General features: G+C 71.1%; 12 protein-coding genes. 7 read left to right on the forward strand and 5 right to left on the reverse strand.

The features are described 5' to 3' along the window. Positions 1-164 precede the first annotated feature (164 nt). The 7 genes from phnC to phnN all read left to right on the forward strand — a co-directional run bounded on the left by phnC (position 165) and on the right by phnN (position 7,378). Positions 165-1,001, forward strand: a complete 837-nt coding sequence (phnC, locus tag N1F89_RS06695) for a phosphonate ABC transporter ATP-binding protein (protein WP_290082733.1) — start codon at positions 165-167, stop codon at positions 999-1,001. A 79-nt stretch (positions 1,002-1,080) separates the two neighbouring features. After that, a complete protein-coding gene (phnD, locus tag N1F89_RS06700) occupies positions 1,081-1,989 on the forward strand; it encodes a phosphonate ABC transporter substrate-binding protein (RefSeq protein ID WP_290082734.1) in 909 nt (302 codons plus the stop codon). A 135-nt stretch (positions 1,990-2,124) separates the two neighbouring features. Beyond that, positions 2,125-3,093 (forward strand): phosphonate ABC transporter, permease protein PhnE, encoded by a 969-nt coding sequence (gene phnE / locus N1F89_RS06705; RefSeq protein ID WP_290082735.1) that lies wholly within the window; start codon positions 2,125-2,127, stop codon positions 3,091-3,093. Beyond that, positions 3,090-4,697, forward strand: coding sequence for a phosphonate ABC transporter, permease protein PhnE (phnE, locus tag N1F89_RS06710; protein ID WP_290082737.1), 1,608 nt, complete (start codon positions 3,090-3,092; stop codon positions 4,695-4,697). Before phnE (N1F89_RS06705) ends, phnE (N1F89_RS06710) begins: the two co-directional genes overlap by 4 nt. A 209-nt stretch (positions 4,698-4,906) precedes the next feature. Beyond that, positions 4,907-5,611, forward strand: a complete 705-nt coding sequence (locus N1F89_RS06715; protein ID WP_290082738.1) for a DUF1045 domain-containing protein — start codon at positions 4,907-4,909, stop codon at positions 5,609-5,611. Between the two features lies 1 nt (position 5,612). Then, positions 5,613-6,752, forward strand: a complete 1,140-nt coding sequence (locus N1F89_RS06720) for an alpha-D-ribose 1-methylphosphonate 5-triphosphate diphosphatase (RefSeq protein WP_290082739.1) — start codon at positions 5,613-5,615, stop codon at positions 6,750-6,752. Further along, a complete protein-coding gene (gene phnN, locus N1F89_RS06725) occupies positions 6,749-7,378 on the forward strand; it encodes a phosphonate metabolism protein/1,5-bisphosphokinase (PRPP-forming) PhnN (RefSeq protein ID WP_290082746.1) in 630 nt (209 codons plus the stop codon). The genes N1F89_RS06720 and phnN overlap by 4 nt, the downstream gene beginning before the upstream one ends. A 35-nt stretch (positions 7,379-7,413) precedes the next feature. Here phnN and bfr read toward each other — a convergent pair whose 3' ends face one another. The 5 genes from bfr to N1F89_RS06750 all read right to left on the reverse strand — a co-directional run bounded on the left by bfr (position 7,414) and on the right by N1F89_RS06750 (position 11,503). After that, positions 7,414-7,899 (reverse strand): bacterioferritin, encoded by a 486-nt coding sequence (gene bfr, locus N1F89_RS06730; protein ID WP_290082748.1) that lies wholly within the window; start codon positions 7,897-7,899, stop codon positions 7,414-7,416. Further along, complete coding sequence (locus N1F89_RS06735) at positions 7,865-8,173, reverse strand: (2Fe-2S)-binding protein (protein WP_290082750.1); 309 nt, start codon at positions 8,171-8,173, stop codon at positions 7,865-7,867. Before N1F89_RS06735 ends, bfr begins: the two co-directional genes overlap by 35 nt. Before the next feature lie 102 nt (positions 8,174-8,275). Next, positions 8,276-9,826, reverse strand: a complete 1,551-nt coding sequence (locus tag N1F89_RS06740) for a TRAP transporter large permease subunit (protein ID WP_290082752.1) — start codon at positions 9,824-9,826, stop codon at positions 8,276-8,278. Further along, positions 9,823-10,344, reverse strand: coding sequence for a TRAP transporter small permease subunit (locus N1F89_RS06745; protein ID WP_290082753.1), 522 nt, complete (start codon positions 10,342-10,344; stop codon positions 9,823-9,825). The genes N1F89_RS06740 and N1F89_RS06745 overlap by 4 nt, the downstream gene beginning before the upstream one ends. A gap of 67 nt (positions 10,345-10,411) precedes the next feature. After that, a complete protein-coding gene (locus tag N1F89_RS06750) occupies positions 10,412-11,503 on the reverse strand; it encodes a TRAP transporter substrate-binding protein (RefSeq protein WP_290082754.1) in 1,092 nt (363 codons plus the stop codon). Positions 11,504-11,521: the final 18 nt, after the last annotated feature.

An 11,521-nucleotide genomic window follows, 5' to 3' on the forward strand; every position in this document is an offset into this window, starting at 1 on the left:
CCGGCTTCCGCCGGCGCGGGCGCGGCCGTGCGCGCGATCCGGCGGCACCGCCTGTGCACTGTCATCGAACCGACATGCAGCCGACATCGCAGCTTCATGCCGGCGCGCTAGGCGCTTCCCATCGACAAGGGGCGAAGCCCCGCACCCGCAGGGAAGAAGGCGGCATGCTGGAAATTCGCGACGTCACCCGACGCTTCGGCAAGACCGTGGCCGTCGACGCGGTCTCGCTCGACATCGCACAGGGCCAGATGGTCGGCATCATCGGCCGATCGGGCGCCGGCAAGTCGACGCTGCTGCGCATGATCAACCGGCTGATCGCGCCGAGCGACGGGTCCATCCGCTTCCACGGCGTCGAGGTCTCGCGGCTCAACGGCACCGCGCTCAGGCGCTGGCAGCGCGACTGCGCGATGATCTTCCAGCAGTTCAACCTGGTGCCGCGTCTCGACGTTCTGACCAACGTGCTGCTCGGCCGGCTCAACCACCGCAACACGCTGCTCAACCTGATGACCATGTTCACCCGCGAGGAGCGCCTCGAGGCGATCGCCGCGCTCGAGCGGCTCAACATCGCGCAGACCGCGCTGCAGCGCGCCGGCACCCTGTCGGGCGGCCAGCAGCAGCGCGTCGCCATCGCCCGCGCGCTGATGCAGGGGCCGAAGGTGATCCTCGCCGACGAGCCGATCGCCTCGCTCGATCCGCTCAACGCCAAGGTGGTGATGGACTCGCTCGCCGACATCAACCGGCGCGAGGGGCTGACCGTCATCACCAACCTGCACACGCTCGACACCGCGCGTCAGTACTGCACCCGCATCGTCGGCATGGCCGCCGGGCGCGTCGTCTTCGACGGCGCCCCCGAGGCGCTGACGGCGGAGACGGTGCGCAGCATCTACGGCGCCGAGGGCGACGGCTTTTCCGACACCATCACCTCGACCGCCATCGCCGCGCCGCAGCCCGCGCGCGCGCCCTCGTCCGGCCGCCGCGAGCCCGCCCTCGCCGGGGGCTGAGCGCCGGGATCGCCTCGCCCCCGTCACGGGCCCCCTTGAACCGAACGCCGGACAAGCCGGCCACGCAGGAGAGACGTTCATGCTCAAGAAAGCCCTCTTTGGTGCCGTCGCGCTCGGCGCCCTGATGATCGGCGCCGCCCAGGCCGAGGACCTCAAGGAGTTCCGCATCGGCATCCTCGGCGGCGAGAACGAGGCCGACCGGCTGCGCAACTTCGCCTGCATGACCGACAAGCTGCCCGCGGTGCTCGGCGTCGAGAAGGTGTCGCTGTTCCCCGCCGCCGACTATGACGGCGTCATCCAGGGTCTGCTCGGCGGCACGCTCGACTATGCCGAGCTCGGCGCCTCGGGCTACGCCAAGATCTATCTCGAGGACCCGGAGGCGGTCGAGCCGATCCTCACCACCGTGCAGACCGACGGCTCGACCGGCTACCACTCCGTCATGGTCGCGCGCCGCGATTCCGGCATGACCGAGCTCGCCGACATGAAGGGCAGGAAGCTCGGCTTCGCCGACCCCGACTCCACCTCCGGCTTCCTGGTGCCGGCGGTGACGCTGCCCAAGCAGCTCGGCATGCCGGTCGACGCGTTCTTCGCCGAGACCGGCTTCGGCGGCGGCCACGAGAACCTGGTGCTCGAGGTCGTCAAGGGCACCTTCGACGCCGGCACAACCTGGGCCTCGGGCGTCGGCGACTTCTCCGACGGCTACACCTCCGGCAACCTGCACAAGATGGTCGAGAAGGGCATTCTCGACATGGACGACCTGGTCGAGCTGTGGAAGTCGCCGCTCATCCCGAACGGCCCGATCGTCGTGCGCTCGTCGATGGACGACGCGATGAAGGCCACCTTCAAGGCCTTCATGATGGCGCTGCCGGAATCCGATCCCGAGTGCTTCGCGGCCATCCAGGGCGGCGACTTCGCGCGCTACACCGAGGTGACCCCGGCCTTCTACGAGCCGATCATCGACGCGCGCCGCGCCAAGATCGGTTCCTGATCCCGCGTCCGCCGCGCCGCGCCGCCGCCCCTTTCCGCCGACCGCGGGAGGGGGTGCCGGTGGGCGCGTGCGGCGGTCCGTGCCGCCCGCCGCCCGCGGCGGGCCGCACCGGCGCGCACGAGCGAAGACCAGAGCATGACAGCGACCACCCATCCCCCCGTTCTCAGCGAGGCCGGCCGCACGACCGAGCGCCACTGGCGCGAGCTCGCCGCCCGGCGCCGGCTCTACACGATCGGCGGCATCGCCTTCCTGGTCGTCGCCATGGCCGGCTCGCTGTGGTTCGCCAACGAATCGAACGCCGGCAAGTTCTTCGACCGGCTGCCCTACTTCTTCGACTTCGTCGGCCAGATGGTGCCGCGCGACGGCTTGGAGGTGTGGCGCGCGCTGTTCGACCTGCCGTCGCCCTATGACGACGGCAGCCTGAAGTACAACTACGTCGAGGGCCGGGTCTATGTCAGCGAGACCCTCTACGTGCCGGAATATTTCTACAAGATGGCCGAGACCATCAACATCGCGGTGGTCTCGACGCTGATCGGCTTCGCCCTCGGCTTCGTGCTGTGCTTCCTGGCCGCCGCCAATCTGACGACGCGGCGCTGGCTGCGCTTCTTCGTGCGTCGCTTCATGGAGGTGCTGCGCGCCTTCCCCGAGATCGTCATCGCCGGCTTCTTCCTCGCCATCCTGTCGCTCGGCGCGGTGCCGGCGATCATCGCCGTGTCGATCCACACCGTGGGCGCGCTCGGCAAGCTGTTCTTCGAGGTGGTGGAGAACGCCGACATGGGGCCGGAGGAGGGCCTGCGCGCCGCCGGCGCGAGCTGGGTCGAGCGTGTGTGGTTCGGCATCGTGCCGCAGGTGCTGCCCAACTTCCTGAGCTACACGCTGCTGCGCCTCGAGATCAACGTGCGCGCCTCGACCATCATCGGCGCGGTCGGCGGCGGCGGCATCGGCGAGGCGCTGCGCCTGTCGATCAGCCAAACGCACGAGGCCAAGACGCTGGCGATGATCCTGCTTCTGTTCTGCACCATCGTCGCCGTCGACCAGCTCTCCGCCTCGCTGCGCCGCAAGCTGGTCGGCGACCAGGCCTTCGAATTCGCGCGGGGAGGTTGACCGTGCCCACCACTCTCGACCCTGCCGCGCTCGACGATCTGGCCGCCCGCCACGAGGCCGTGTTCCGCGCCGCCGCAGTGCGCCGCCGCACCGGCCTGCTGATCGCCGCCGCCACGGCCGGCTACCTCGTCTTCGCCTGGTGGTTCTTTTCCATCGGTGCCGTCTTGTCGAACGGCAACTGGGGCATCGCCGGCCCCTATCTGGCCGACTGGATCTCCTACGAGGTGCGGCCCGACGTCGAGTTCGAGGACGGCCATCTGGCGGTGACCTATCCGCGCTTCTCGCCGCTCGGCCCGGCGCCCGATCCCGACTGGGTGGAGACCGAGACGGCGCTGGTCGAGATTCCGGTCGCGCCCGCCGAAGGCGCCGTCGAGGTCTCGCCGGACGCCGCCGAAGACGGCTTCCTCGGCCCGGACGGCCGCGCCGGCGCCGCGCAGCAGGGCTTCCTCGGTCCGGTCGAGGGCGGCGGCAGCGACGCCGGCGAGGGTTTTCTCGGTCCGGACGAAGGGACCACCGCTCCGGCCGCGCCGCAGGCCGAACGCCCGGCCGCGCCCCGGAGCCGCGAGCGGGAGGTCGTCATGCGTGCGACGGTGCATCTCGGCGGCGCGGCGCGCGTCGCCGTCGAGCCCGGCCTGGTGCGCGTGACCCGCGGCGGCGAGACCGTCGTCTTCGACATCGTGCGCGACGAAAGCGTGACGGCGCGCGGCCCGCTGCCCGCGTGGATCGAGCAGGCCGCGCCGGGCCGCAAGGCGGTCGCCCGTTTCGGCTTCGCCGGGCGCGCCGAGATCGAGGACGACGAGGTCAAGCTGCGCCGCCGCTTCCTCGGCTGGGAGAACTTCTTCTTCGACACGACCTCGCCGTTCTGGGGCAGGCCGGCCGGCGAGGTGGCGAGGCTCGTCCTGTTCGGCGAGCCGCTCGAGGCCGGCATGTCGAACGCCGCGCTCGCCTGGCAGGATTTCGTGACCAATGCCGAGTGGCAGCACGGCGACGTGTGGCTCAAGCTGCTGCAGACGATCGTCATGGCCTTCGCCGGCACGGTGCTGGCCACGCTCCTCGCCTTTCCGCTGTCCTTCCTGGCGGCGCGCAACGTCACGCCGAACCGGCTCGTCAACCAGGTGCTCAAGCGCTTCTTCGACTTCCTGCGCTCGGTCGACATGCTGATCTGGGCGCTGTTCTTCACCCGCGCCTTCGGGCCGGGGCCGCTGGCCGGCATCTCGGCGATCTTCTTCACCGACACCGGCACCTTCGGCAAGCTCTACTCCGAGGCGCTGGAGAACGTCGACGACCGCCAGCGCGAGGGCATCCGCTCGGTCGGCGCCGCGCCGGTTCTGGTGCAGCGCTTCGGGGTGATGCCGCAGGTGCTGCCGGTGTTCGTCTCGCAGTCGCTCTATTTCTGGGAATCGAACACCCGCTCGGCCACCATCATCGGCGCCGTCGGTGCCGGCGGCATCGGCCTCAAGCTGTGGGAGGCGATGCGCACCAATGCCGACTGGGAGAACGTCGCCTACATGGTGCTGCTCATCCTGGCGGTGGTGTTCCTGTTCGACAACATCTCCAACATGCTGCGCCGGCGGCTGATCGGCGGCACGCCGTCGGCCGCCTGACACGGGCGGCCGTTGGCGGCGAGCGACGGCGGCCCTCTGGCGGTCGTGAATTTGTCATGCAAATCGCCTAGAGCGTGACGCCGACGAGGTTCGGCGCGGTTTTCGGGCGACAGGATGGTCCGGCGAACCGATACTGCCGCATGGCCGCGACGCCGGGTGTGCCCGTCCGGCGGCGGCATGCGCCACGGCCGCGACCGGCGAGGACACTGATGCGCTACGCGATCTACTACACGCCCGACCGCACCGACCCGCTGACGCGCGTCGCCGCCCGCTGGCTCGGCCGCGACGCCTTCACCGGCGAGGCGCTGGCGCCGCAGGCGGTCGGCCCGCTGTCGGCGGCCGAGATCGCCTATCACACGGCGCCGCCGCGCCGCTACGGCTTCCATGCCACGCTCAAGGCGCCGTTCCGGCTGGCCGAGGGCACCGGCGAGGCCGAGCTCCTCGCCGCGCTCGACGAATTCGCCGCCGGCCGCGAGCCCTTCGCCGTGCCGCTCGTGGTCGGCCGGCTCGCCGGCTTCCACGCGCTGGTGCCGCGCGAGCCGGCACCGGCGCTCGCCGATCTCGCCGCGGCCGTGGTGTGCGGCTTCGAGCGCTTCCGCGCCCCGCTGACGCCGGCCGAGATCGCCCGGCGCAACCCCGACGGGCTGAGCGGCGAGGAGCTCAAGAACCTGCACAAATGGGGCTATCCCCACGTCTTCGAGGCCTTCCGCTTCCACATGACGCTGACCGGCCGCGTCGACGCGGCGGAAAGCCGCCGCGTGAGGAGCGCCCTCGAAAGCCGCTTCGGCCCGGTGCTCGCCGCGCCGCAGCCGATCGCCTCCATCGCCCTGTTCGTCGAGCCGGAGCCGGGCGCGCCCTTCCGCGTGCGCGCCTTCCGCCGGCTCGGCCGCGAAAGCGAGAGAAAGACCGCCTGACATGACGCATGAAACAGTCTTGAAGAACGCCCGCATCGTGCTGCCGGACGCGCTGCTCGAAGGCAGCGTGGTGCTGCGCGACGGGCTGGTCGCGGACGTCCAGCCGGGCGCCGCCGCGCAGGGCGAGGACATGGAGGGCGATTACCTGGTGCCGGGCCTGGTCGAGCTGCATACCGACCATCTGGAGGGCCACTACGCGCCGCGCCCCGGCGTGCGCTGGAACGCGCTCGCCTCGATCCAGGCGCACGACGCGCAGATCGCCACCTCGGGCATCACGACCGTGTTCGACTGCCTGCGCATGGGCACGACCGAGAGCGACGGCTTCGCGCCGGGCGAGATGCGCGTGCTGGCCGACACGCTGGCCGGCGCGCAGGACCGCGGCCGGCTGCGCGCGGACCATTTCATCCACCTGCGCTGCGAGGTCTCCGCGCCCGACGTGATGCGCGATTTCGACGCTTTCCGCGGCGACGCCCGCGTGCGGCTCGTCTCGCTGATGGACCACGCGCCGGGCCAGCGCCAGTTCCAGACGCTCGAGCAGTACGAGCTCTACTACAAGACCAAGCGCGGCCTGACCGAGGACGCGTTCGCGCGCTTCGTGGCCGAGCGGCAGGCGCAGTCGCAGCGCTACTCGACGCCGCACCGGCGCGCCATCGCCGAGCACTGCCGCGGCCACGGCATCGCGCTGGCGAGCCACGACGACGCGACGCTCGACCATGTCGAGGAGGCGCGCGGCGACGGCGTGCGGCTGGCCGAGTTCCCGACCTCGCACGACGCCGCCCGCGCCTCGCACGGCGCCGGCATGAGCGTGCTGATGGGCGCGCCCAACATCGTGCGCGGCGGCTCGCATTCGGGCAACATCGCCGCCCGCGACCTGGCCGAGGACGGGCTGCTCGACGTCCTGTCGTCGGACTACGTGCCGTTCAGCCTGCTGCACGCCGCCTTCCGCCTCGCCGAGGACGTCGCGGCGGTGACGCTGCCCGCCGCCATCGCCATGGTGACGCGCAACCCGGCGCGCACCATCGGCCTGGAGGACCGCGGCGCGATCGCGGCCGGCCAGCGCGCCGACCTGGTGCGCGTGCATGCCGGCGACGAGGTGCCGCTGGTGCGCGCCGTGTGGCGGCAGGGCCGCCGGATCGCATGACGGCGTCGGCCGGCATCGAGGCGGCGATGGAGGAGCCCGCCTTCCCGGTGCGCTGCGGCGTCTTCGTCGCGGTCGTCGGGCCGTCGGGCGCCGGCAAGGACACGCTGATCGACCATGCCCGGGCGCGGCTCGGCGCGGGCGACGACGTCGTGTTCGTGCGCCGCATCATCACGCGCCAGGCCGATCCGGCGGCCGAGGACCACGACACGCTCGATACGGATGCCTTCGAGGCGGCGCGCCGCGACGGCTGCTTTGCCGTCGACTGGCAGGCCAACGGGCTGAGCTACGCGCTGCCGGCCGATATCGACGGCGTCGTACGGGCCGGCCGCGTGGCCGTCGCCAACGTGTCGCGCGCCGCCGTGCCGGCGCTGCGCCGGCGCTATCGCAACGTGCTGGTGGTGCTGGTCACCGCGCCGGCCGAGGTGCTGGCCGACCGGCTGGCGCGGCGCGGGCGCGAGAGCCGCGCCGCCGTTCTGGAGCGCCTGGAGCGCGGCCGCGCCCCGGCGCTGGCGGTCGACGGCGCCACGGTGATCGACAATTCCGGCGCGCCGGAGGAGGCCGGCCGGCGCTTCCTGGCCGCGTTGCGCCGCGCCGTCGCCTGGAGCGCCCTGTCCGACCAGGTGTGAGCCCGGCGGGGGCGGCCCCCGCCGGAGCGGCTTCCTCAGTCGGTCTCTTCCGCCGTGCCGGCGTTGAGCAGGCCGTATTTCTTCTCGCCCAGCGCCTCGAGCAGCTCGAGCTGGGTCTCCAGGAAGTCGATGTGGCCCTCCTCGTCGGCGAGCAGCTCCTCGAACAGCTTCATCGACACGTAGTCGCCGTGCTTCTGGCAGATCTCGCGCGACGTCTTGTAGGCGTTGCGCGCGTCGTGCTCGCCGGCCAGATCGGCCTCGAGCACCTCCTTGACCGTCTGGCCGATGCGCAGCGGCGCCACCGACTGCAGGTTGGGGTGGCCTTCGAGGAAGATGATGCGCTCGACCAGCTTGTCGGCGTGCTGCATCTCCTCGATCGATTCCGCGCGCTCCTTGGCGGCCAGCTTGGTGTAGCCCCAGTCCTCCAGGAGCCGGTAGTGCAGCCAGTACTGGTTGACCGCGCCGAGCTCGAGGAAAAGCGCCTCGTTAAGCCGCTCGATGACTTCCTTTTCGCCTTTCATGCCCTCTCCCCTGGCTGCCGCGCATCTCGCGGATGCGGTCGATGTGTGACACGACGTCGTCCTCCGCCGCGCCTCTGTTGCGGTGATAGGCCTCGGTCACGCGCACGATGGTGTCGACCACGTTGGGAAAGCAGCCGCAGCAGCGGCCGCGCTTGCCCATGGCGTGGTAGACCTTCGCCGGCACCAGAAGCTGCCAGGGGTCGTCGTCGAGCAGTGCGACGATGGTCTGCTCGACGTCCCTTTGCGTGATGAGGTTGCAGTGACAGAGGATCATGACTTCGGACGAGACTGCTGACCGGCGCCCGCCGACCGGCGACGCCACCCAACTATTTAGGCCGCCGGACGGCCGCGCGAAACCCCCCGCCCGGTCCTCGGCCTAGAACAGCATCGCCGGCAGCGTGGTGGCGACGGCGGGAAACAGCCACAACAGCGCCATGCCGACGATCTGCAGGGCGATGAACGGCATAACGCCGCGGTAGATCTGTCCGGTGGTGATTTCCTTCGGCGCGGCGCCGCGCAGGTAGAACAGCGAGAAGCCGAACGGCGGCGTCAGGAACGACGTCTGCAGGTTGACGGCGATAAGCACCGACAGCCACATCGGATCGTGCCCCATCAGGATGAGCAGCGGCGCCACCACCGGCAGCACGATCACCGAGATCTCGACGAAGTCGAGGAAGAAGCCGAGCACGAAGATCAGCGCCATGACGAAGACCAGCGCGCCCTGCGGCCCGCCCGGCATCGCCTCGATGACGGATTCCACGCGAAGGTCGCCGCCGAGGCCGCGGAACACCAGCGAGAAGATGCTGGCCGTCAGGATGGTGGCGAAGATCATCGCCGTCACCGTCATCGTCGAGGTGACGACCGGCGTCAGGATGCCGGCGCGCGCCGCGCGCCGCACCGCCGCCGCCACGGCGAGGCCGCCGATGAGCACCAGGCCGGTCAAGACGGCGCCGACGAGCCACTCGGCAAGGCCCGCGTCGCTGCGCTGCAGGCGCACCGGCACCAGGCCGGCGAGCACGGCGAGGAGACCGAGCGCGACGGCGCCGGCGAGGATCAGCCGGCTGCCGCCCGGCTGGCGCGCGGCGGCCAGAAGCAGCGCCCCGACGGCGCCGACGGCGGCCGCCTCGCTCGGTGTCGCCACGCCGCCGAGGATCGAGCCGAGCACGGCGACGATCAGCACCACCGGCGGGACCACCGCACGCAGCACCGCGCGCGGTCCCGGCCGCTCGCCGGCGGCGGCCAGCGGCGGCGCGGCGCCCGGCGAGAACGCCGCGCGCGCCAGCAGATAGACGATGTAGACGGCCACCAGCGTCAGCCCCGGCAGCAGCGCGGCGGCGAACACCTGGCCGACCGACAGCGTCTCGATGGTGAACTTGCCCTCGCGGTACTGCGCCTGCTGATAGGCGTTGGACATGACGTCCGACAGGATGATGAGCAGCGTGGACGGCGGGATGATCTGGCCGAGCGTCCCCGACGTGCACACGATGCCGGACGCCAGCTTCGGGTCGTAGCCGTTGCGCACCATGGTGGGCAGCGCGATCAGGCCCATCGCCACCACGGTTGCGCCGACGATGCCGGTCGAGGCGGCGAGCAGCGCGCCGACCAGCACCACCGAGACGCCGAGGCCGCCGCGCATGGGACCGAACAGCCGGCCCATCGTCTCCAGCAGATCCTCGGCGATGCGGCTCTTTTCCAGCACCACGCCCATGAAGACGAACAGCGGGATGGCGATCAGCACGTCGTTGGTCAGCAGCCCGAAGGCGCGCTGGCCGAGCGCGCCGAGCAGGTTGGGGTCGAGCTGGCCGGTCGCCCAGCCGAGCGCGGCGAAGGCCGTCGCCGTGCCGGCGAGCACGAAGGAGACCGGATAGCCGATCAGGATGGCGGCGATCAGCGCCGCGAACATCAGGATGTCGAGCGGCAGGCTCATCGCTCGCCGCCCGCCTGGCGGCCGGCGCCGGCCAGCACCGCGGCGTCGCGCAGCAGACAGGCCAGGCCCTGCACGACGAGCAGCGCGCAGAAGGCGGGGATCAGCGACTTGAGCAGGAAGGAGGCCGGGATGCCGCCGACCGATATCGCGCCCTCCAGCACCGCCCAGGAGTTGCGCACCGAGGGCCAGGCGTACCAGGAAAGCAGCAGCATGGCGGGAAACAGGAAGGCGACGGCGCCGAAGGCGTCGACGGCGGCGCGGCCGCGCCGCGACAGCGCCGAGTAGAAGATGTCGACGCGCACATGGCCGTCGACCAGCAGCGTGTAGCCGGCGCCCAGCATGAACAGCGCGCCGTGCATGTAGAGCACGCTCTCGTTCAGGAAGATGAAGCTGATGCCGTAGACGTAGCGCAGGATCACCGTGGCGAACTGCACGAGCACCATGGCAAGCGCCAGCCAGCGCACCGTGGCGCCGACGATGCGGTTCACCTGGTCGAGGGCGGTGGCGATGCGCTGCATGGGCGGCCTCGGGCGGCGGGAAGGCCCTGGGCGCCGGGCGCCCGGGGCGACGGCTCGGACCGGCGCGTCAGCCGCCGTAGTCGTAGTCCATGGCGCGGGCGTTCATCTGCCCGTTGTCGGCATAGACCATGTAGTCGGCGATCGCGCTGCGGTAGGCGAGGAAGCTCTCGACGATGCGGCGCACCAGCTCGTCGTCGTTCTCGCGCAGCTCGCCGATCACCTCGCCGGCGGCGTTGCCCATGGCGACGATCACCTCGTCGGGCAGCTTCTTCACCTGCACGCCCTGCTCGGCGACGAGCTGCGCCAGCGCCTGGGCGTGCTTGGTCGAGTATTCGGTCCACACCGGGTTGTAGAGCGATTCGCAGGCGTAGGAGACGGCCTGCTTGAGATCGTCGGGCAGCGCTTCGTAGGCCTCCAGATTGACCGCGCACTCCTCGGCCGACGATGGCTCGCCGACGCCCGGCCAGTAGTAGTTCTTGGCCACCTGGTAGAAGCCGAGGGCCGAATCCGTCCACGGCCCGATGAACTCGCCGGCGTCGATCGTGCCCGACTGCAGCGCCTGGAACATGTCGCGCCCGCCCATCGCCTGCACCGCCATGCCGAGCTTGGAGCACATCTCCGAGGCGAGGCCGGTGGTGCGGAAGCGCAGGCCCTTGAGGTCGTCCGCCGAGCTGATCTCGTTGCGGAACCAGCCCTGCCACTGCGGCCCGGAATTGCCGCACAGGAAGGGCTTCAGGCCGAAGCGGGCGTACATCTCGTCGTAGAGCGCCTGGCCGCCGCCGTGGATCAGCCAGCCGAGCTGCTCGTCGGCGCGCAGGCCGAAGGGCTGCGAGCCGAACAGCAGGATGCCCTTCGACTTGGAGCCCCAGTAGGCCGGCACCGCGTGGTAGAGCTGGGCGGTGCCTTCCGACACGGCGTCGAACACGCCGTTGCCCGGCACCAGCTCGCCGGCGGCATAGAGCCTGACCTCGAGCCGGCCGCCCGACAGCGCGGTGATGCGGTCGGCCAGCATCTGCGCGGCGACGCCCGGCCCCGGCAGGTTCTTCGGCCAGGCCGTCACCATGGTCCATGTCGTCTTGTCCTGGGCGATGGCCGGTGCGGCCAGGCTGCCCGTCGCGCCGGCTGCGCCGGCCGCCTTCAGGAAATCGCGTCTCTTCATGGCAGGTTCTCCTCCGTG

Origin of the sequence: Aquibium sp. A9E412 (assembly GCF_030398335.1) — a bacterium.
GTDB lineage: Bacteria > Pseudomonadota > Alphaproteobacteria > Rhizobiales > Rhizobiaceae > A9E412.